Annotated in this window: 24 protein-coding genes and 1 pseudogene; 20 read left to right on the top strand and 5 right to left on the bottom strand. The window is 41.6% G+C overall.

Annotation, left to right across the window (positions count from 1 at the left end; genetic code table 11):
• Positions 1 to 4 precede the first annotated feature (4 nt).
• Genes L634_RS32150 through L634_RS32415 form a run of 8 tightly spaced genes read left to right on the top strand, consistent with a single transcriptional unit; the run spans position 5 to position 10,650 of the window.
• Positions 5 to 3,814, top strand: a complete 3,810-nt coding sequence (locus L634_RS32150) for a phage tail tape measure protein (RefSeq protein WP_051428164.1) — start codon at positions 5 to 7, stop codon at positions 3,812 to 3,814.
• Complete coding sequence (locus tag L634_RS0102090; RefSeq protein ID WP_026581019.1) at positions 3,814 to 5,247, top strand: distal tail protein Dit; 1,434 nt, start codon at positions 3,814 to 3,816, stop codon at positions 5,245 to 5,247. Before L634_RS32150 ends, L634_RS0102090 begins: the two co-directional genes overlap by 1 nt.
• Entirely contained in the window at positions 5,244 to 8,945 is a 3,702-nt protein-coding gene (locus L634_RS0102085; RefSeq protein WP_026581018.1) for a phage tail spike protein, read from the top strand. Before L634_RS0102090 ends, L634_RS0102085 begins: the two co-directional genes overlap by 4 nt.
• Positions 8,911 to 9,108 (top strand): hypothetical protein, encoded by a 198-nt coding sequence (locus L634_RS0102080; protein WP_026581017.1) that lies wholly within the window; start codon positions 8,911 to 8,913, stop codon positions 9,106 to 9,108. The genes L634_RS0102085 and L634_RS0102080 overlap by 35 nt, the downstream gene beginning before the upstream one ends.
• Entirely contained in the window at positions 9,105 to 9,299 is a 195-nt protein-coding gene (locus L634_RS0102075; protein WP_026581016.1) for a hypothetical protein, read from the top strand. The genes L634_RS0102080 and L634_RS0102075 overlap by 4 nt, the downstream gene beginning before the upstream one ends.
• Before the next feature lie 34 nt (positions 9,300 to 9,333).
• Complete coding sequence (locus tag L634_RS0102070) at positions 9,334 to 9,612, top strand: hemolysin XhlA family protein (protein ID WP_026581015.1); 279 nt, start codon at positions 9,334 to 9,336, stop codon at positions 9,610 to 9,612.
• A 1-nt stretch (position 9,613) separates the two neighbouring features.
• On the top strand, positions 9,614 to 9,880 hold the full coding sequence (locus tag L634_RS0102065; RefSeq protein WP_026581014.1) for a phage holin: 267 nt from the start codon (positions 9,614 to 9,616) through the stop codon (positions 9,878 to 9,880).
• A gap of 44 nt (positions 9,881 to 9,924) precedes the next feature.
• The gene (locus L634_RS32415) at positions 9,925 to 10,650 is read left to right on the top strand and encodes a M15 family metallopeptidase (protein ID WP_084028804.1); all 726 of its coding nucleotides are present in this window, start codon (positions 9,925 to 9,927) and stop codon (positions 10,648 to 10,650) included.
• 467 nt (positions 10,651 to 11,117) lie between these two features.
• Here the strand turns inward: L634_RS32415 and L634_RS0102050 are convergent, their stop codons facing one another.
• Together L634_RS0102050 and L634_RS32410 are read right to left on the bottom strand one after the other, a co-directional pair.
• Positions 11,118 to 11,477 (bottom strand): hypothetical protein, encoded by a 360-nt coding sequence (locus tag L634_RS0102050; RefSeq protein ID WP_026581013.1) that lies wholly within the window; start codon positions 11,475 to 11,477, stop codon positions 11,118 to 11,120.
• Positions 11,478 to 11,479: 2 nt separating this feature from the next.
• Positions 11,480 to 11,809: a YolD-like family protein gene (locus L634_RS32410; protein WP_084028803.1), complete on the bottom strand. Its 330-nt coding sequence runs from the start codon at positions 11,807 to 11,809 to the stop codon at positions 11,480 to 11,482.
• Between the two features lie 102 nt (positions 11,810 to 11,911).
• Between L634_RS32410 and L634_RS34130 the strand changes: the two genes are divergently transcribed.
• Positions 11,912 to 12,139 (top strand): hypothetical protein, encoded by a 228-nt coding sequence (locus L634_RS34130; RefSeq protein WP_232233688.1) that lies wholly within the window; start codon positions 11,912 to 11,914, stop codon positions 12,137 to 12,139.
• Positions 12,132 to 12,353 carry a LexA family protein gene (locus tag L634_RS0102035; protein WP_026581011.1) on the top strand — a complete coding sequence of 74 codons (222 nt, stop codon included), beginning with the start codon at positions 12,132 to 12,134 and terminating at the stop codon, positions 12,351 to 12,353. The genes L634_RS34130 and L634_RS0102035 overlap by 8 nt, the downstream gene beginning before the upstream one ends.
• Positions 12,354 to 12,373: 20 nt before the next feature.
• Here L634_RS0102035 and L634_RS0102030 read toward each other — a convergent pair whose 3' ends face one another.
• Positions 12,374 to 12,883, bottom strand: coding sequence for a hypothetical protein (locus tag L634_RS0102030; RefSeq protein ID WP_026581010.1), 510 nt, complete (start codon positions 12,881 to 12,883; stop codon positions 12,374 to 12,376).
• Between the two features lie 3 nt (positions 12,884 to 12,886).
• Positions 12,887 to 13,087, bottom strand: coding sequence for a helix-turn-helix transcriptional regulator (locus L634_RS33725; protein WP_026581009.1), 201 nt, complete (start codon positions 13,085 to 13,087; stop codon positions 12,887 to 12,889).
• Positions 13,088 to 13,247: 160 nt separating this feature from the next.
• On the opposite strand from L634_RS33725, the gene L634_RS32145 reads away from it, so the two are divergent.
• The 4 genes from L634_RS32145 (at position 13,248) to L634_RS0102005 (ending at position 15,807) form a co-directional block, all read left to right on the top strand.
• Positions 13,248 to 13,562, top strand: a complete 315-nt coding sequence (locus L634_RS32145; protein ID WP_051428161.1) for a hypothetical protein — start codon at positions 13,248 to 13,250, stop codon at positions 13,560 to 13,562.
• Positions 13,537 to 13,806 carry a hypothetical protein gene (locus tag L634_RS0102015; RefSeq protein WP_026581008.1) on the top strand — a complete coding sequence of 90 codons (270 nt, stop codon included), beginning with the start codon at positions 13,537 to 13,539 and terminating at the stop codon, positions 13,804 to 13,806. Before L634_RS32145 ends, L634_RS0102015 begins: the two co-directional genes overlap by 26 nt.
• A 152-nt stretch (positions 13,807 to 13,958) precedes the next feature.
• Positions 13,959 to 15,239: an FtsK/SpoIIIE domain-containing protein gene (locus L634_RS0102010; RefSeq protein ID WP_026581007.1), complete on the top strand. Its 1,281-nt coding sequence runs from the start codon at positions 13,959 to 13,961 to the stop codon at positions 15,237 to 15,239.
• Positions 15,232 to 15,807: a replication-relaxation family protein gene (locus tag L634_RS0102005; protein ID WP_198029672.1), complete on the top strand. Its 576-nt coding sequence runs from the start codon at positions 15,232 to 15,234 to the stop codon at positions 15,805 to 15,807. The genes L634_RS0102010 and L634_RS0102005 overlap by 8 nt, the downstream gene beginning before the upstream one ends.
• On the opposite strand, the gene L634_RS0102000 is transcribed toward L634_RS0102005, so the two are convergent.
• A complete protein-coding gene (locus L634_RS0102000; RefSeq protein ID WP_026581005.1) occupies positions 15,808 to 16,596 on the bottom strand; it encodes a helix-turn-helix domain-containing protein in 789 nt (262 codons plus the stop codon). It abuts the gene before it with no gap.
• 210 nt (positions 16,597 to 16,806) lie between these two features.
• On the opposite strand from L634_RS0102000, the pseudogene L634_RS30405 reads away from it, so the two are divergent.
• The 6 genes and pseudogenes from L634_RS30405 to flgK all read left to right on the top strand — a co-directional run.
• A pseudogene (locus L634_RS30405) lies at positions 16,807 to 17,766 on the top strand (DEAD/DEAH box helicase); the annotation flags it as partial.
• Positions 17,767 to 17,815: 49 nt separating this feature from the next.
• The gene (locus L634_RS0101990; protein ID WP_232233687.1) at positions 17,816 to 18,457 is read left to right on the top strand and encodes a ComF family protein; all 642 of its coding nucleotides are present in this window, start codon (positions 17,816 to 17,818) and stop codon (positions 18,455 to 18,457) included.
• A gap of 32 nt (positions 18,458 to 18,489) precedes the next feature.
• Positions 18,490 to 18,921 carry a TIGR03826 family flagellar region protein gene (locus tag L634_RS0101985; RefSeq protein WP_026581003.1) on the top strand — a complete coding sequence of 144 codons (432 nt, stop codon included), beginning with the start codon at positions 18,490 to 18,492 and terminating at the stop codon, positions 18,919 to 18,921.
• Between the two features lie 154 nt (positions 18,922 to 19,075).
• The gene (gene flgM / locus L634_RS0101980) at positions 19,076 to 19,342 is read left to right on the top strand and encodes a flagellar biosynthesis anti-sigma factor FlgM (protein WP_026581002.1); all 267 of its coding nucleotides are present in this window, start codon (positions 19,076 to 19,078) and stop codon (positions 19,340 to 19,342) included.
• Positions 19,343 to 19,403: 61 nt separating this feature from the next.
• Positions 19,404 to 19,886: a flagellar protein FlgN gene (locus L634_RS0101975; protein WP_026581001.1), complete on the top strand. Its 483-nt coding sequence runs from the start codon at positions 19,404 to 19,406 to the stop codon at positions 19,884 to 19,886.
• Between the two features lie 18 nt (positions 19,887 to 19,904).
• Positions 19,905 to 21,464, top strand: coding sequence for a flagellar hook-associated protein FlgK (flgK, locus tag L634_RS0101970; protein ID WP_026581000.1), 1,560 nt, complete (start codon positions 19,905 to 19,907; stop codon positions 21,462 to 21,464).
• Positions 21,465 to 21,466: the final 2 nt, after the last annotated feature.

The raw sequence follows: 21,466 nt of genomic DNA, 5'->3' as shown, positions 1-21,466 counted from the left end.
GAATATGGAAAGAATCGAAGGGTTATCTATAGGGCTGGACCTTGATTCATTGACGCTTGAACGGGGTTTGACTGGTCTAAGAGATCGAATGAGAACACTAAACAGTGAGATGACAGCAAACTTGTCAGCGTTTGATCGGGCTGATCGGTCTGTAGAGAAATATGAGACACGCTTACAGGGATTGAACAGGAAGCTCACACTGCAAAACCGAATCGTCCAGGCTTCTAGAGAAGAATATGAAAGAATGGTCAGGGAATTTGGAGAAGGTTCAAGGGAAGCAGAAGCAGCTGCCCGGAGCTATAACAATCAAATAGCAGCATTGAGGAACTTAGAACGATCTATTGACCGTACAACCCAAGAATTAAATGATTTAAGAGAAGAGCAGGAACGAAGTGAAGGCTTTTGGGTAAGGTTTAATCGTTCCGCAGAAAATGCAGGATCAACTTTATCTGGAGTCGGTGACAAGCTAAAAGGCATTGGGCAAACCATGACAATGTCTGTTACTACCCCTCTTATAGGACTTGGTGGATTAGCATTAAAATCTGCAGACGATTTTCGAAAAGCCCAGGGTAAAATGCAGGCGTCTTTGGGATTAACAGAGGATGAAACAAAGAAGTTAACAAAGGCTGCTCAGAACCTGTGGAAGGAAGGCTTTGGAGAAAATATTGAAGATATATCAGCAACAATGACCACCGTAGAGAAAAACATGGGTGCATTGAGCTGGGCTACTCAAGATGAACTTAAAGAAATCGGAAAGAGTGCATCGGTTCTATTTGAACGGTTTGAGGCAGATGTTAATGATACCACTAAAGTTGCAAATGCTCTTATGATGAATTTTGGTTCAACCAGTAAAGAGGCATTTGATTTATTAACTTGGGGTTTTCAGAATGGACTCGATTTTAGTGGAGAGTTTCTAGACACGGTAAACGAATACGCACCACAGTTCGCTGCCATGGGAATGAGTGCCGAGGAAATGTTCGGCATTCTAGAACAAGGTGCTGTTAATGGAGCCTTTAATCTTGATAAAGTCGGGGATGCTGTAAAAGAATTCAATATCCGTATAAAAGATGGTTCTAAAACTACTTCAGATGCCATGGGAGAACTTAGTTCAGGCACACAAAAGATCTGGAAAAGCTTTCTTAAAGGTAAATCCACCGGTAAAGAAGTGATGGATGCCATTATTAAAGAATTATCCAACATGGATAATCAGGTGAAGGCTAATCAGATTGCTGTTGGTGTTTTCGGAACCCAATGGGAAGACTTAGAGAGCGATGCCATATATGCTATGGGGAACGTTCAGGGTGAATTGTCTGGACTGGAAGGAGCGACTGAAAAGGCAGGCGAAACCCTTCAAAAAAACCTTGGAGCCCGCGTACAGAGAGAATTAAGGGAACTAGGAGCATCTCTTTTACCTCTCGCTAATGTATTGATGGATACTATTGAACCTGCCCTTGATGCTGCTTCAGAAAAAGTTGAAGATTTTACGGAGTGGATGAAAGGTTTATCTCCGGAAGGGCAAAAGTCTATCCTTGTTATCGGCGGTTTAGCTGCAGCAACCGGTCCGTTAATAACAGGTCTAGGTTTTGCGGCAACTGGAATAAGTGGGTTGATTACTGGATTAGGGCTTTTATCAGGTCCAGTTGGTCTTACCGTTTTAGGAATAGCTGGCCTGGGTGCTGGATTTTTAGCTCTTGATAAAGAAATGGACAAACCTATCATCAAGTCAGATATTTTCGCTGGTGAAATATCAAAGGCCACCGAGAAGGCTGTCGGCAGTTATATGAAATTAGATGAAGATGCCACTGCAGAATTAAACTCCCTTGCTTGGTCACAGGCTACAATTACTCAGACAATGTCAGATGATATGGTTGCTAAATATCAAGAGATGGGTGACCAAGTCCTTCAAGCAATGAAAGAAAATCACACTAAGCAATTGGAAGAACAGCAACGATTATTTGCTGAAAGTGATGTGTTGACTGAGCAAGAAGAGGCTAAAAGAATGGCACAATTAAAAGCGAAACAACTAGAGGAAATCGAGGCACATAATGCGACTCAGGCACGAATTAAGGAAATTTGGCAAACAGCAGTTGATGAAAAGCGAGGAATTACAGAAGCTGAAGGTGCTGAATTAGAAAGACTTCAAGCCAGTCAACGAGTAAAAGCTGTGGAAGAGCTGTCTAAGAGTAAACAAGAACAAGAAACAATCCTCAATAATTTAAAAGCGAATAAAAGCATTATCGAAGCTGAAACTGCTGCAAATACAGTCCGAAAATCCGTAGAAACCCGTGATAAAGTCGTTAAAGAGGCTCAAAAAGAATATGATCAAAAAATCGCAACAATAGAACTCGGTCGCGATGTAACGGGCACTATCAAGAAAAATGAAGCTGATGCAATGATAAAAGAGGCTGAACGTGCAAGAGATGAATCAGTAACCAAAGCACAAGACATGCACTACGATGTCGTTAAAGAAGCCCAGGCACAGGCTGGCGAACATGTCGATAAAGTTAACTGGGAGACTGGCGAAGTGTTGGCAAAATGGGATTCTATGTATAATGGTGTATTAAAAGCTTGGAACTGGGTTCGAGGCCTATTTGGGAAAGAGCCATTAGCTAAGAGGGGATCTCTTAAAGAAACAGGACGTCAGAAGCAAAGAAGACAGAATGCTAGATTAGCTCCTGGATACGCCATTGGTACGCCATCCAGTGGTCATCCTGGTGGTCCTGCTATTGTTGGTGAGGAAGGGCCGGAGTTAGCACATATTCCTGGAAAAGGAGTAACCCTCTTAGGTATGAGAGGAGCTGAATTCCATAGTAATTTACCAAAAGGCTCTTCCGTTTTACCAAATCCACTCACAGAAAATTTATTAAAATCTTATGGATTCCCTGGCTATAAAGATGGAATTGGTGATTACTTCGATGTATTTCTGAAAGGTGCCGGTAATGTGTGGGACCTAGTTAAAAACAAGTTTAATCTGACGGATGGTATTTTCCCTTCCTGGATGAAAAATCATATTGGAAATCCATTATCTGTTATTGGAGATATGGCAAAAGGCAGCATTAAAGAAATGTGGGATAACTGGTTTGGTGATATCGGCAGTGTATCTTCTGGATCAGGTGTTTCACGCTGGTCTGGAATAGCTGCAAAGGCTTTAATGATGACTGGGCAATATACTAAAGCTAATTTAGACAGATTGCTTTACCAGATGAAAACAGAATCTGGGGGCAATCCACGAGCTATTAATTTGTGGGATATCAACGCCAAGCGTGGGATTCCATCAAAGGGACTAATGCAGGTTATTGACCCTACATTCAGGGCATACGCAATGCCAGGATTTAATTCAAACATTTATGATCCTCTGTCTAACATTCTTGCTTCTATCCGTTATGCAGTGGCTCGTTATGGCAGTTTAACAAAAGCGTATAGAGGTGTGGGTTATGCAACAGGCGGTTTGATAAACAATGAAGGCTTATATCGTTTGGCTGAAGGTGGTTGGCCAGAGTGGGTTATTCCAACGGATCCAAGCAGAAGAACTGAAGCTATGAAACTATTGGCATTGGCAGGTCGGGAAATTACAGGGAATAAGCGGCCAAATCAACTGCCTAATATTCCAAACCAAAATAATGATGATTCCTTATTAAGGAATTTGTTAAATGCAACCTTACAACAAAACCAAATCCTTTTGAGAATTCTTCAAAAAGATACTTCATTCAATGTCGATGGAAGAGAATTAGCATACACGATTTCTCCACATGTAAAGGAAATACTAGATTTCAATAATGATAGAAATAAAGCATTTGAAGGGAGGGCGTTCTGATGCTCTTTTCATTGTCTTTTAATGGCATAAAAAAAGATTACCTTATATTAGAAAGAGGCAAAAGGCGCTCTGCCTTCGCTCCAATCAAACGAAATTTGTTACAGATTCCAGGAAGACCGGGTGCTTATTTGGAAAGTACCGACACCGAAGTCAGGATTATTGAGCAGCCAATTGTCATTAATGGTCACGATCGGTTAGACGTGAGGAAACTTGAAGAAGACCTTTCTGAATGGTTAATAACTGAACAGGCGGGTGCGCTAATTTTTGATGATGAACCGGGTAGGACTTATTATGCCGTTGTTGATGGATCCCTGGACATTGAAGATATTGCACGATTTGGGCGTGGCACAATTACATTTGTATGTCCTGACCCCTACAAATATGGCGTAAGTAAATTCGCGGTACTTCCTGCAGAGGCTTCTTCGGTTGTGTACGATGGATCTGTTGAAACTTACCCTATCTTTCGTGCAACTGCCAAAGAATCCATTACTTTTTTGGACATTATAACTGACCAGGGATATATGCGGATTGGGGAACCTTATCAGGTAAAGGAAACGCCTTTTGTAAGGGAACAACTCATCTTAAATGATGATATGAAATCCACTGTTGGCTGGGTGTCCGCATCCTATGTAGAGGGTGGTGCTGTGGCAGGCACCATGGCATCTGACGGAAATGATTTTATAGCCAGCAGCTATGGAACGGGAAGTGCTTGGCACGGACCAGCTTTAAAAAAGTCTTTTTCAGAGGCTTTGCAGGATTTCCGTGCAGAATTTTATTTCCGGCAGGATAATCATGCAGACCCAAACATGATTGGGAGAGCCATGATTTATCTGCTTGATGTTAACAATAATGTGGTTGCTATGGTGCAAATGGCGGATCCATGGCGCCACACAAAATCAAATCGAGCCGAAGTCAGACTGGGTGATGTAGGCGGGCATACCATGGTCAGCACAACAGGAAAAACGAATATTTGGTGGAATAATTTCCAAGGTATTATTCGTCTGGAACGCATCGGGAAACGCTGGTATGTCTATATCGCTAACCGTACACGGGACGGTAAGTTCAAACATTATCGGACATGGGGTGTGGGATATGATGACCTTAATAATAAATACCAGGCGCCAATTACTCAAATCCAGCTGCATCTTGGGCAATATGGAACGTTCACACCTACAAGTCAATCTTTTCAATTGATGAGGATTTATAAAATTAATCAGAAACAAGAGAATCAGATTCCCTATATTGCTCACGCAGGAGACGTTATAGAAATTGATCATGCTGCCAGCTCCATCCGAATTAATGGAGAAGACCGGACGGACCTCAAAGACTTTGGAGCCAGTTATTTTCCATTAGTAAAAGGGCAAAACATTATTGGCGTCTCTGATTTCAATTCTGTGGATATTGAAGTCGAATGGAGGGAGCGCTTTAGATGATTCATGTGCTTGACTATCAGACTGAAAAAATTCTAACAACACTTGAAAATAAGCCTAACGCTGCCCTCTTCTGGAACGATATCCACGAGGACACATTAAAAAATAATCAGGAAACATTTGATTTTACCATGCAGGCAACGGTGCCTGCTGCCGATTTTGTCAGTAAGCGGAATTTAGTTGTCATTCCGGATGAGGATGGATTTTTCCGGGAGTTTATTATTCTCGAAACCTATCAATATGACCGTAAGAAAGAGGTTAAATGTAATGCCTCATTTACGGATATTGCTAAGCAAAAGATTATCGATCCAGTTGTGCTTGAGGGGCAGACCATCCAAACAGCTGCGAATCACATCCTTCCAGGTACTGACTGGCAGTTGGGAATAGCGGAAGGCCTTGATCTTCGAAAAGTTGAGTTTACAGAACATACCGATGCCCTGTCAGCCCTTCGGCAGATCGCAAGCCTGTTTGAATTAGAAATCCGTTTTCGGGTTGAAACAAAAGCAAATAGAATCACAGGCAGATATGTGGATTTTATCGAGCGGGAAGGCGCTTTTTATGGGAAAGAAATTGTACTAGGAAAAGACCTGGTTGGTGTGAAACGCCGTGAAAACTCGGATATTGTAACGGCCTTAATCGGTCTTGGCCCTGAAAAGGAAGATGGGACACGATTAGTCGTTCGGGTAGAAGATGAAGATGCCCTGCAGAGATGGGCGAAAAAAAGACCAGACGGCACCGTTCGTCATCTATGGGGAATCTATACGCCAGAAACCAGTGACCTGGACATGACAGAAGCGCGTCTCACAACATTAACGAGAGCGGAATTGGATAAGCGTATCAATACCTCCGTCTTATATGAAGCGGATGCTGTCTCTATTGAACATATTTTAGGATATGAACATGAGAAAGTAAGAAAAGGCGACACAGTAAGGATTAAAGACACGTCCTATGTGCCGCCTTTATACTTGGATGCCAGGATTATTTCGGTAAAACGTGCGGTGTCCAATCGTTCGAAAAAGACGTTTATTCTTGGTGATTTTATCGAATACACAGAAGAAGAAATCATGGCCACTTTCAAAGCATTAAAAGCGGTTCTGCAGAAGAAGGCATCTGAGGCAGAAGTAGTGGCTGCTAGAGAATATGCTGAACAGGTAGCCGGAACTGCTGAAGGCAATGCCAAAGAATATGCCGAAGCCATAGCCGTTGAATTATCTGAAATTGAGAAACTAAAAGGGCATAAAATTCAGCTGTTGAAAGAGAAAGCAGCTTTTGATGAGCGTTTCAATTCCGTAAATAATCATCCCCAATTATATGATGATACTGTTCAAACGGAGTTGACAGCATCAAAAACAAACTTTGACCAAAAATATAACGCTTTGGTTTCAGTTATAGATGCTGTGATCGTTGATAAAATTATATCTGATTCTGAGCGTTCTGATCTGGAATTAAAAACAGAAGAATACCGATTGGCTATAACTCGTTATGAATCTGCACATGCTGCAGCGCTGGATAGTATTTCTTCCGGCAAAGCCGCGGATGCGGAAGCAGCTGCCACAGATTTTGTAGAGACGTATGCCAATAAAAAGATCAGCCAGAGTACTATTGCTCCGTCTAATCCTGTTACTGGCGATTTATGGATAGATACAAGTGTAAGCCCGTATATTTGGAAGAGGTGGAATGGCACAGAGTGGAGTAATGCCATTACCGTCACAACCGAGATGTTTAGTGCTATCGGGATAGACGCTGGCGTCATTAAAACGGGTGTTTTAGATGCAGAACGTATACAAATTGGGTCTACTACAAATTTTGCTACCGGATACGATCCAAGCACCAAAGAAACTCCTGCAGGCGCACTGTCAAAGGCCAATACAGCGGAATCCAATGCAAAAGCCTATGTGAATGCACTGAAAGTCGGAGGTCGTAACCTTCATAAGCACACGGATATAGGGGACCATTCTTTAGATTACTGGCAAGCCTGGAATACAACAGCTTCCACATTGTCTATTCAGAACCGAACCATTAATGGAGCAGTCCGTAAAGTTCTTCAGCTTTGGTATACGGCTAGTACAACATCCGGAAATGCAATAGCTGTCCACTTAAAGGACAGTGCTGGTAATTATTTTGCTGTTATGCAAGGTATGAAATATACAGTTTCATTTTTAGTGTCTAATCACTCTGCAATCACGCAACTGGACTATTGTTACTTACTTTCTAACAGTAATGCAAATCAGCACTTAGGAAATATCGTTTTAGCAGACCATCCTATTGTTGCCGATGATGCAACTAGTGAAGATTTTAGAAGAGTAACGTTTACGTTTACAGCGCCTTTCACTGCTGCGGATTGCCGTTTACTGCTAGGGGCTAGAACACCTACTACTACTCCTTGGATACGCTTTTTAGAGGTTCAGATTGAAGAAGGGGACAAGGCAACGAATTGGAGCCCAGCGGTTGAGGACAATCTCTATAAAGGAATCCTTTATAACGGCGTTAAGATTGACGCTACTTCAGGTTTTATGGCTATTCGTTCCGATGGAAAGGTACGCACTATTGCTAATGCTACAGATGGGTTTAAGGTCCAAAAGCTTATAAATAGTACGTGGACGGATATGATTTCCGCAGACAGCAACGGGGATCTGGCATACGCCGGAAAGCTGTCAGGTGCTACAGGTAATTACACAGGAAGCGTGAACGTGAATGACGGCGTTAACAGCGCAAGCTTATCAGCCGGATTGTTTAAATACTGGCCTAGTGGTACGTCCTTTCAATACAATCAACTAGGCGGAGGGGCTGTATGGCAGTATATAGATGAAGAGGCAATGGATGGCGGTGTACCGATCGTAGGAGTCGGAGCGTCCATTGTCTATGAAGATTTAGTGTATGTATCTACCGGAACTAGATTGCCAGGCGGCAAGCTTAAGATCAGTGCGGCAAACAACGGTAACTCAGGTTCGGGAGTAGTCGAAGTTGTAGGCGAACTACGTGTAACAAAGGATTTGTACATGCCTTCAAACGGAAGAATACACTTAACCGGGACTAGCAGCGGAATCAAACTTGACACAGCAAGCGGTATTGTTGGTACAAATAATGGCTATCTTTTCCGTGATTATAATAACGGAAATGTGACCGTAAGTGCTGCCGGAGGCATCCTATACTTAGGCTATGAGAATACTACAGTGGTACGAGTGTCCACTAATGTGATGGATTGGGCGAATACTGGATGTAAAATTGACATGACCGGAAACATAGCCCGTCTTCAAAGGTCTACTTCAGATTATCTTGCATACAGCTCAGGATCTGCAGTCCTTTATTTCGGAGGCGTAGCAAAACACTCCTTCGGTTCAGACGGTAGTAAAACAGGGGGATCCATCGTAGTTGACGGAGAGAATCTGGGCATGTCACCTATAGATAGTCCTCAAGTTTTGATTGAGTATATTGATTTCTCCATTCCTTTGAATGCTGATGGTGTGAAAGTATTCCTTGATCCACAGTATCGTAAATCTGTAACAGACTTCGCGGTGTTCCCGAACAATGGGAAAATAATCGAAAAAGGTTATGACTATTATGTGATAGCCGGAGAAGGCACAGCAGACTGTCGGATTGTAGGAGAGCGTGTTGATCATGCGGGTGCGTTTTGGGCAGATATGTCAATCTTGCAGGAGGATACCGATGGAATTATGGAAGAAGCGACCCCAGCGAATTGAAGCATATGAACATGATGATCAGGGAGTCTTTAAGGGAGTAGTAATAATATCTGAAGACATACCTCTGCCAGCCAATATCAAAAGGGCAAGACCTCCAGATGATTTGAAGTTGCCAAAATGGAATAAGAAAAATAAAAAATGGATGGAAGGTGAAAAAGCATGAACGCTGATATTGAATTAGTTATACAAGATTTATCCAATCAAATTGCCACTTTAAGCCGAGATAAAGCAATTTTCTCAGCTGCAGCAACTCAGAGAGAACAAGAGAACCAGGCATTGAAAAAGGAAAATGAAAAATTAAAGAAAGAGCTAGCAAAAATTGCTGGTCCTGTGCCAGTTAAGGAAGCCGAATAAGGCTTTTTTTATTGCCTTCAAGGGGGGATTGTGAGTGACACAGGAGGCGACAGTTGTGAATGGATACGAACAAAAAATAACCGAAATGCAAGGTGAAATAAAGTCCCTTGAAGTAAGGGTAAGCAAATTAGAAAGAACCACAGATAAACACGATCAGCAAATATTCTCTATTAATGAGAAGCTAAATAAAATTGATGAAAACACCACTTGGATAAAGCGGACAATTACTGGCGCCATAATTACCGCAATGTGCACGGGCATTATTGGTGGCAGCATAGCGATTATATTCACGGTATTTAAAGGAGGAAGTTAAAATGATCAACTGGAAAGTAAGATTTAAAAATCCTGTATTTCTTGCACAATTATTTTTAGCATTCTTTGCACCAATACTTGGATATTTTGGGTTAACTGCGCAGGACCTCACTACTTGGGGTTCTGTTTTTAATTTGCTGTCCGGTGCATTTTCTAATCCTTATGTTCTGTTTCTTATAGTGGTCAGCATCTGGAATGCATTAAATGACCCTACAACAAAAGGGATTGAAGATAGTCATCAAGCCAAAAGATATCAATGGCCTAAATAAGCTGCCCTTCGGGGTGGCTTTTATTTTTGAAGGGAGTGGTAAAAATGACCGTACAATTAAAAACTCTTATTGACCGGTCCATCCGTAATATGGGATCTGGGGTGCATCCTGTTGTGAAAGAATCTGCATTGGAAGTCATCAAAAGGGCTTATGAGGAAGGAATATACGTGCAAATCTCCAGTGGCTATCGCTCCTTTGCAGAACAAAATGCGCTATATGCACAAGGGAGAACTAAACCCGGAAATGTCGTCACGAATGCTAAAGGTGGCCAATCTAACCATAACTATGGATTGGCAGTTGATTATTTCCTTGTTAGCGATGACGGCAAAAGAGCGCTGTGGACCGTTAATGCAAAATGGCGAAGAGTCGCTGCCATTGCCAAATCACTAGGTTTCGCTTGGGGCGGGGATTGGAAAGGCTTCGTTGATTATCCTCACCTTGAAATGATGGGTGGGTTGTCATTAAGAGACTTGCAGAATGGCAAGAGGCCGAATTTAGTTTCTAAAGTAGTAAAGGAGGAAGATGAAATGTTAGAAGAAGCTGTTTTAGTTGGAGCATTCCCTGATATTGATGATGCTGAATTAGTATGTAAAAGGCTACAGGCCCCACTTTTCTTTAGAGGTGGAATCCCTAACAAAAAAGTGGCAAAGAAATTGTATGTGGTAGGCGGCACGATGAATGGATTAGATAAATACGCAGATAAGCTCATTAATTTATCTGGTAAGGATCGAGCTGCAGTCACGAAAGCAGTTGAAAACTTTTTAAAGTAAGTTACAAGTCCTTGTCCTTTGAGATGTGCCCATATTTAATAGTGAGGTGAAATATAATGCAAGAAAATGCTGGTCACAATAATTACGTCAAAGAAGAATATCTTGGAGACCCAAAGAAATTAAGAATTATCACTGGGACAATTAAGACTTCTGATATACCAAAGAAGAAGTAATGTTCTCTATAGGAAATAAAGCCCTTCTCAATCGAGAGGGGCTTATAAATGTTTCCAGGTCTTTCTTTTAATAATCCTATATATACATGATGGTTTTACTTCAAATTCACATGCAATTTCCTCAATTAGTTCTCTTGGCTTTCCTTCATCCCTTAATATTTCCCTTTGATATCTTCTTCTAATTACTTTAACATCATATGCACGGAGTCTAGTCAATTTAAATCTACCCTTTCCCTATCAACAAATTGGTTAATTTCTTATGTCTAATTCATGAAGTTAAAGGGGTACTGCTTGTTATCTAAATTTCTTAAATAAATAAAACTCTAATAATTCCTGAACCTTATTCCGGATCCGGGGATTGAAGTAATTATGCTGTTCCTCAAATCCTTTGTATATGAATAAAAACATTGTAAAAGCCTCGTCTCTAGCTACCTGCTCAACCTTCATCTGCCCTTTCCTCATGGCAAACTTCGCTTCTTTTAAATCACTTTGAACAACCTTTATTGTTTCTTCAATTAACTGAAGATAAGGCTCTTTCAGCTTAAAGCCCGCATTATCAAATATAATCCGATCACGTTCAAGGATGGTTAGCAGCATAGGCAGGTACATTGCTTGCTCTAAAATATCGCGGTCTTTTTCTGGAATCCTGGTCATCGTTAAACCCTCTCAACAGCTGTAATTTCCTCAATAATGACCCTTCTTTTTCCGTCATCACATTCAAATAGTATGTATTTCATTAGCATATCCACCTTATCGACTATTCCTGTTAAAGCCTGAAAAAACCCATCCCTCCAGACCGTCACTTTAATTGGAACACTGTAATTAAGAGACTCCATGACTATAAAGCCAATCTCCTCGAATTCCTGCTCATCCAGCTGGGGCTTCATTTGCTTCTTATCATCAAAGGTTATTTGTTTTAGCAATTTTACATGCTCGGGCATGAAGAATGCAGATTGCCATTTCTTTTTTCCGCGATCACGAATCATTTCCTGTCATCTCCTTATACTATAAATTATACAAACATTTGTTCGAAAATCAACTTGAAAACGAACGCGTGTTTGTATATTATTATGTCAAAGGAGCTGAAAATGATGAATTGCTTGTTTAAATCCTCTCTGGAAAATAAATTACCAATTGATTTAATCTACATGAATAATGCAGGTGAGCTTTCCCAAAGGTCTGTTATAGTTAGAAAAATAACCGTGGAGGGCATCCTGGCATTTGATATTGGTAAACAGCAGCTGAGATCATTTAAACGAGCAAACATTTTATCAGCTGCCAAACAACGTAGAAAAAGAGGGGTAAATTATGCGTAAACTATCGAAGAGACAAAAGGAAACTTTAGAAGCCATAAATCAATATATAAATAAACACAATTATCCACCGGCATTTCGTGACATTGCAGATATGTTGGGATTAAAATCACCATCCACAGTTAGTGATCTGCTTCATAAATTAAAAGACAAAGGATATATCAGCTGGGAGCCAACACAACCAAGAACGCTGCGCATAATAAAAACCGCCTCTTAATTGAGACGGTTTGTTTTTTATTATTTTAAGTTGCTGAATATAAAATCTTCAACTTTAGGTACCCCTGTGTTTTTGTCAGAGAAAAAAATAGCGGCATAACTACCATCTTCATTTTCCCATTTATATGAGGTTAAAGTGGCGTGGCTCATTTTAGTTTCATTGCTTAAAGTTCCTTCCTGCCCAATAATTGACACCACTTCCTCATAAGTCATTCCTTTATGAATTAGATCAGATTCAGCTTTGCTTACTAATGGTTCCGTTTCCTTAACCTCCTGGACTACACTCGCTGCTTCTTCAGTTGATTTTGGTGCAACATTGTCTTCATACCATTGATCAGTTTCTTCGTCAGACATTTCATCAACTACTGGTGAATTCCCAAGAGGTATTAAAATTAATACCGAGACAACGAGTGCTAATGCACTAATTGAAAGTCGCTTGGCGCCGTATTTTTCCCTCTTGAACAAAAAGAAAATAGTAAGCATTCCTAATGCGACTGTTATTACAAAAAGCCCAACAAACAAATAATACATTATTTAATCCTCCTCAAGATCTGCTAAATCATCAATAGATACTCCTAATTTACGTGCAATAATTGCCGATTGTTTCAAATCTGGCTGAGTTTTATTTTGTCTCCATTTTGAAAAGGTGGTTTCCGTTACTTCACAAGCTTTAGCGATATGTTTGTTCTTTAACCCCTGCTTATCCATCCAATAATCTATTTTATTTTTAAACATATGTGGCCTCCAATAGCTTTTATAACCATTTCCACACTTTGATTTGAATTCCTTTAAAGATAAGTTTGATAAAAATTTAACTTTTCTTTGAAAGACAGGCAATTTTATAGTCAAATGCCCATATATTGTATCAGACACTGACAGAAAGAGGTGGAGATACATGATTAATGGAATAATAAGAAGCATTTTTGATGGTTACAGGGAAAGTGAGGTGACTAAGAGGAGAATGTATGAAAGCAGTTTTAATGAACTGGATGAAACTGAATATCTATTTTCCTCTGACTATCTTAATCAACTGTATTTCAGCGCAAAAACTGCAGATGATTGCTGGACCATCATGAACTATCTGGAACGGTACCAATGTGTGGATTCTGGAATTGAAAGCTATGACGAAGTTTATTATCAAACAGCAGCCAAATTAAAAAGGAAGCTGAAGGAGGAAGAGAGACGTGGGAATCGAGGTTATTCCTTTTAAGCAGTTTGTTTCTGGTTATTCCTATATGGCTCCAGATCCAGGTCTATTGTCCATGGTGGATGGGGGACTTACCTTCTTTGTGGGCACTGGGGCTGTCTTAATGGCCCTCTTTTTTTTAGAAAAATGTGGCGTGCCGATTAATGAAGCGACTGTTCGGGCAGTTGGTCTGGGAGGGATTCTGTTTGCACTCGGGTGGGCTGTATTTAAGAACCCACTCATACGCAGCCTGGTCATTGGGTTTTAGGCAGTCAGTTCTCCGGTCGGTTCGGATGTCAATGTTTTCAATGGATAGAGCTTGTATTTATTGGTTCAGTTTGAGTGAAATTCCTTTAGCTTTTCGCTAAAGTCCTCATTCACTTGTTCCACAAGTTCATTTTGGAAAGGAGAGCATGTTCAATGATTGAATGGTTAGCTTTTCCCCTGTTGGTGGCAGGAGCTGCAGCCATCCCTAAAGGGAGCAATGAAAGGAAAAACATACAGACTATATTTGAAAACACAGGGTATGGGATCACCAATAAAAATGGGGAACCTCAATTCCCTAAATTCAAAAAGAAATATCCTATTGTGGATGGGAACGAGGAAATTGGAACAAAGTATGTTTTTCAGATCCCATTAGGCTTGCCTGCTACCAAAATGGCTGAGATGGAAAAGAAGGTGCATTTTTTCTCTGATGGTTTAAGCCGGCCGGTATTGGTCGAATTTAAAGCCTGGGTGATTCCGAAGGATCCACGAAAGTATTTAGTGATTAAAGTGTTTAAGAAGGATATTCCAGACTTATTCCCTTATGATCTTGTTCCGGAATGCCCTATTTATCCAGAAGATCATAAGAAGGCAGGAGAAAACAAGTGGGTAATACCATTAGGAAAAGTTTTGGAAGGAATGCTCTGGCATGACTTTGAACAGATTCCTCATATGACTGTGGCAGGTACCACGCGATTTGGAAAAACAGTCTTTTTGAAGGTCCTGGTGTCTTATTTGATTGAATACCATCCACAAGATGTGGAGCTGTATATCATCGATTTAAAGGGAGGTCTGGAGTTTGGAAGATATAAGCTTCTGGAACAGGTAAAAGGGGTGGCCAGCAATCCAATGGAAGCTGCTATCATGCTTGATGGCATCCACAATCAGATGCAGGAGGAATATAAGTACTTTCAAGAAAATTTCTATACAAACATTTCTAATACACCCATTAAGAAAAGGAAGTTCATCATTGTGGATGAAGCAGCCCAGCTGGCCCCTGAGAAGTGGATGAAAAAAGAACAGAAAGAAATGTTAGGTATGTGCCAATACTTTTTAGGTGAAATAACCCGTATTGGTGGAGGTTTGGGCTATAGAGAAGTATTCTGCACCCAATACCCAACATCAGACACTTTGCCTCGTTCTATAAAACAAAATTCCGATGGTAAAGTAACCTTTAGGCTGCCATCCGGTTATGCCTCAGAAGTGGCCATTGATGAAAGGGGAGCTGAGGAACTGCCATCAGATGTTAAAGGCAGGGGACTTTATAAAACTCATGAGCTCCAGAAAATGCAGGTACCACTCTTAGAAGATCATGACATGTGGAAACGATTAGAGAGATACCAGGTCCCACAATCAATGAAAGGAGCGCCAGAAAATGTTGTCGAGTATCGAGAAAAAGAAGAGCCGGCAGGAGAAGATCTTGTTAAGTTTGGATAAGTTGGTTTTTGCCTCAAGAGAACATCTTCAATTGCTGCATGGATTAGGAACTGATCGGAATGCACTTAAGGTGCTGAACAGGATGAAAGACTTTCTGCACATTAAAATGCATAACGGCAAATATGTATATTATTTAAACAATGCCGGCAGGGATCTCATTGGATCTGATAAAGAAGTGAAATGGTCATTAACTGTAGATCATCACCTTCTCAGAAACGACATGTACCTTTATTTCAACCGTCCACAAGATTGGAGGATAGAGGAAAAGATCACCTTCAAATATCAAAGTGGGCTGACCTACAAAGAGTCCTCGATTATCCCTGATGCAACTTTCACCCATCATAAAGTTTTTCACTTTTTAGAAGTAGATCGGACTCAATCCATGATTGAGAATAAAAAGAAAATCAAGCAATATGAACTTCTATCTCCAGCCATCGAAAAGCAATATAAGCATAAGCCTGTCCTTGTTTTCTACACCACAACTGAAAGCCGAAGGGAGATATTAAACAATTATTGTGCAGCTGTAGGCATGCTGTGTATGGTTTTCACCAAGGAAGATTTAAGATAATTACATGGACCAATAATATTTATCCATTAGCTTATTTACAATTCCGTTGAAGTAGGCAAATTCTCCTTTATTCATCCTCTTGCCTGCTTTCACCTTCATAACAAACTCCTTGAATGCTTTAAGGCCAATCTCTAGTTCTCCAGCTGCTGTAAATGCTCGTTCTTCTGTCTCGTGGTTAATTACTCGGTTACACTGTTTAACAACCTTCCAGAACTCTTGAATAGTCTCAGCTTTTGCATAGAAGGATCCTGCAAGTGAGGCAAATGCTTCTGGTACCCAATGAGCAATGAAATTGGAATTGGAGAATTGAGCCACTGCTTTACGTGTATTATTAATATTTTGTTTTAAAGAAAAAGGGGTTGTTTTAATGGTCGGACACTTCCCGGACTTTTTCGGTGGGTTCTTGTCGGACACATCATTTTTAGCAGGTTGAATAATAATTGCATTGGCAGTCTGCAGCATATCTTTCTTACGCTTCATGGACACCTGGCGGATCATGTTCAGGTCTTCTAATTTCTTAATCAATCTTTGGACTGTTTTATAAGACAATTCCATTTTGGCGGCAATGGTGTTCTTGCACATATAGCTAACACCGATTTGCTTGCAACTGTGACGCTTTAAAAGTTCCAGCAATACAATTAGTCTATCCTGTACATCAGAACGCTTCACAGTGGCTTTTAATTGGTCTTTGTAGGTGCGAACAGTCTTATTCATTTCTTCAATATTGTTAAATGTTGAAAGGTTATTAAAAGATTCTTCTCCAGCTATTACATCAATTCGCTTCTTCATTAATATGTCTCCCCTTGGAAACAAAAAAGCAACGGCCAGGTAAGCAAACCGTTGCTAAAGAAACCCATAATGTAATAAACTACACCTAAGGGTACAGCAAAGTGTTTGCCTAATGAGAGTAGGCGGACGGTATAAGAGTGTTGGTAGCACTTCTTATACACGCTGTGCTCTTTTGTTTTTAGTTATGAATTTTTTTAGTATTCATAACTAGCTACTTGCGGTGCAGGCAAAACCGAGGTCCTATTCGAAGGAATAAATATAGCATTGGCTGCGGGAAAAAGAGTCTGTATCGCCACACCACGGACAGATGTTGTCCTTGAGCTAGGTCCGCGATTGAAATCCGTCTTTCCAGACGTCCCCGCTGCTGTCCTGTACGGCGGAAGCGAAGACCGCCATCTTCAGGCGCCCCTGACAATCGCCACTACTCATCAGCTCCTCCGTTTTTACAAAGCCTTTGATACCGTTATTTTGGACGAAGTAGACGCCTTCCCATATACTGCTGATGAAAGCCTTCAGCACGCTGTCCGCCAATCCCGCAAAGACATCTCTTCGATGATTTATCTCACCGCAACCCCCAATCAAAGATGGCAGAATGAATGCCGGAACAGGAAAAGAGAGTATGTTACCATTCCTGCCAGGTATCACCGCCATCCTTTGCCTGTACCAACCTTCAAATGGTGCGGCAACTGGGAGAAGGCACTCAGGAAGGACAAGCTACCGCCGCCAGTGACCCAATGGATCAAAAAGCGTTTTGACGCTCAAAAGCAGTGCCTGCTCTTCTTCCCCAAAATCGATAAAATGGAAAAAGTCCTCGCCATCCTCCGTAAACTTGACCCAAAAACCGAATTTGTCCACGCGGAAGACCCAGACCGAAAAAGCAAAGTCCAAAAAATGCGGGACAAAGAGATTCCTATACTCTTAACCACCACCATCCTGGAAAGGGGCGTCACGTTCCCAAATGTAGACGTAGCTGTCCTGGGGGCAGAGGATCGTATTTTTACAGAAAGCGCCCTTGTTCAAATTGCCGGCAGGGTCGGCAGGAGTGCACAATTCCCGGGCGGAGACATTACCTTTTTTCATTACGGCAAAACCGAAAGCATGGTTAAAGCCCGCAAACAAATCCTCAAAATGAACGAAGAAGCGAGAAAGAAAGGACTGATCGATTATTAATTGTTTCATTTGTCATGAAGAAATCATGCCGATTATAGGCTGGAATTATTTGTTTTCAAAACAGGAACCACAGTATTTATGTAATATGTGCCAGAGCAGGTTTACATTTATTGAAGGTGAAACATGTGAAAAATGTGATCGTCCTCTTGTGGATACAGAGTATAAGCAGGATAATCTCTGTTTTGATTGCCTGCGCTGGGAGAGGGACCCCCAATGGACAGGCTGCCTTGAGAGGAACCGCTCAATAGTTATTTATAATGATTTTTGCAAAGAAGCAATGGCCCGCTATAAGTTTCGCGGAGATTATATTCTCGCATATGCATTTGCCAGTTTGCTGAGGGCCAAACTGAATTCAATCCGCTATGACCTCCTTACCTCTATTCCACTAAGTGAAGAACGCCTTTACGAACGGGGATTTAACCAGTCAGATGCTATCGTTCATGCAATGGGCTTGCACTCAGAGTCTCTGCTAATCAGATCCCACACCGAAAAACAATCGAAAAAGTCCAGGTCTGAAAGGATTCACATTCCACAGGTATTTCAAATTACAGCCCCTGATAAAATCAAGAATAAAAAAATCCTCATCCTTGACGATATATATACTACCGGCTCAACGCTTCACCATGCTGCAAAACTTCTTAAGAAGGCCGGCGCTGAGTCTGTAAGCTCTTTTACTATTGCAAGGGGCTAAATAAGTAATGAATTGAAAGAGGAGGAGCAGTAATGGCTGAGCTATCAAACTGCCCGAAATGCAATGAAATATATGTAAGGAACCAGTTCAGAGACGTATGCCAGAACTGCTGGAAGGAAGAAGAAAAGGCTTACGAAACAGTTTACCAGTTCATCCGCAAGCGGGAAAACCGGACAGCAAAAATGCATGAAGTTGTGGATGCAACCGGAGTGGAAGAAGCGCTGATTATAAAATTCATTAAAACTGGCAGACTCAAGCTCGCGCACTTTCCGAATCTCGGCTATCCTTGCGAAAAATGCGGTTCAAGCATCCGGGAAGGAAAGATATGCGGGGAATGTGCAGAGGCTTTGAGGAATGATCTCCAGCAGCACACAGCAGAGGAAGAGCGGAAAAAGGAATTGAGAAAAAGAGAGAGGCAAAATACCTATTTTGCCGTTGATGAAAAAATAAAGAGGCATTTTTAAGCTATGGGCAGGTGCGCATGGCTTTTTCTTTGGAGCGTATTTAGGCGTTTAGATGTATTTTTTGCCAAACATAAATTAGTATTTAAAGAAACGAATTGATTAGCCGATAATAGATATAGATGAAACCGACCGGAATGGAAAGTGAGGGAAAGCCATGAAAATCAATAACTTTGGACCTTCAGGTGTGAATCCATATAAACGCCAGATGAAAAAAATGGAAAGCGCAGGAAAGCCAGCCAAAGCAGCTGCAGATAAAGTTGAAATCAGCTCAACTGCAAAGGAACTGCAGCAGGTCTCCCAGCTGTCAGAAAACCGCAGAGCAAAGGTAGAAGAGCTCAAGGTCCAGGTGGAGAACGGCACCTATAAAATCAATCCTAAGGAAGTGGCGAAAAGCTTAGCCAATTTTTATAAAAAGCAATGATTAAACCACAATTCAGGGGGACCGAGTTTAGCACCCCCTATTCAAAAAAGGAGGGATCGGCATGTCCGCCAAAGCACTAATTGCCGCTATGGAAAAGCTGCTCAAGCTGCATAAAAGCCTTTATGAGCTTGCAGTGAGAAAAACCGATATCATCAAGAACGGCGACATGGACGCCCTAAACCAAATGCTAAAAGATGAGCAGACTCATATTGCTGCAATCAATCGGATGGAAATGGAAAGGCAGAAGGCAGCAGAGATCATTGCTCCTGGAGTGGAAGCGCCTACCGTTTCAGCTTGCCTAGCTGTTATGCCGCAGGCGGAAAGGCTCAAGCTCGAGGCAATTGCAAATGAGCTGACTGAGCTGGTGTTTGAACTAAAGGAACAAAATTACTTGAACCAGCAGCTTGTCCATCATTCCCTGCAGTTTGTCAATGTCTCTATGAATCTTTTAAGGCCGCAGCCGGAAAACATAAACTACGGCCCGCCGGCAGGAAAACGTAGAGCTAATAAGAACGCCCAGGGGATTTTTAATTCGAAAGTGTAGCAGAACGGAGGAACAAACATGCGTTCAACCTTTATGGGACTTGAAACAGCCCGCCGCGGCATGTTCACCCAGCAAAGCGCCTTATATACAACCGGACATAATATTTCAAATGCAAACACACCAGGCTATTCGCGGCAGCGGATTAATTTTGCCCAGACAACACCATACCCCTCAGTGGGCATGAACCGCCCCCAGCTTCCAGGGCAAATGGGTACAGGGGTTGAGGCAGGGAGCGTGCAGCGCATAAGAGAATCCTTTTTAGATGTCCAATTCAGGACAGAGAACACCAAAATGGGGTACTACGGATCCCTGAGTGAATCTCTTACCAAGATGGAAGAGATCATGAATGAACCATCCGAAAGCGGACTGCATAGCACGCTCGAGAAGTTCTGGAATGCTCTTCAGGATCTATCAAGCCATACTGAAAACACCGGTGCCCGGGATGTTGTCGCAGCATCCGGCCAAATGGTTGCTGACACTTTAAATTATTATTATAACTCGCTGACAAGGGTGCAGGACGATATCGGCAGCCAGGCTGAAGTGAAAGTAGAAGAAATAAACGCGATTGTGGAACAGATAGATCATCTCAACAAGCAAATTGCTGCGGTTGAGCCGCATGGCTATCTTCCGAATGATTTATACGATGAGCGCGATATGCTTGTCGATAGTCTATCAAGCCTTGTGAATGTGAAGGTTTCAAAAGTTGTTCCTAATGACTACGGCAACGCCAAAAAAATTGCAGAGGGATTATATAATATTGAAATCGTCCAGCAGGATGGAAAGTCGTTCAATCCCCCTATTAGCCTGGTATCTGTAACCAAAGAGTCAGGTATCGCGGGCATTAGCAAACTGGAACTCGAAAAGAACCCTGACAGCGGGCTGGTATCGGGATTGAAAATTGGAGAGAATACAATCCCGGATTTCAGCAATCTCTCAGGAGGGCTTGCCGGACTGATAAAAAGCTTTGGATATGAGGCGGAAGGCGGCTCTAAAGGAATCTATCCAGAAATGCTGGACAAGCTGAATAGAATGGCAGAGGCTTTTGCCAAGGAGTTTAATGAAATTCACAAAAATGGGTATTCTCTGGGAGCTAATGCTCCATCTGGGCTGGACTTCTTCCAGTTTACACCCGGAAATGCGGCTCAATCGATTAAAGTGAATCAGGTAATATTGGATGACTCTTCTAAAATCGCTGCAGGCAAAACGAGCGGTGCTTCGGGAGATAACGCCAATGCACAGGAATTGGCGGATCTGCGAAAAAAAAGCTTTAGTGACTATTCTTCACTTTCCGATGAAGAAAAAGCTACATTAAGCGGGAATCTTGATTCATATTACTCAGGAATCATTGGCCGTATGGGAGTCGACTCCCAAAGTGCCAAGAAGGATTTGAAAAACTCTTCGATTCTCGCAGATTCGGTCGAACAGAACAGGCAATCGGTCAGTGCTGTGTCATTAGATGAAGAAATGACCAATATGATTAAATTCCAACATGCATACAATGCATCGGCCCGCAATATAACAGTTGTCGATGAAATGCTCGATAAAATCATCAACGGCATGGGCGTTGTAGGCAGATAGGC

Origin of the sequence: Bacillus sp. J33 (genome assembly GCF_000518885.1) — a bacterium.
GTDB lineage: Bacteria > Bacillota > Bacilli > Bacillales > Cytobacillaceae > Cytobacillus.
Note: the sequence above shows the minus strand (reverse complement) of the source record. Positions and strands in the feature narration are given on the sequence as shown.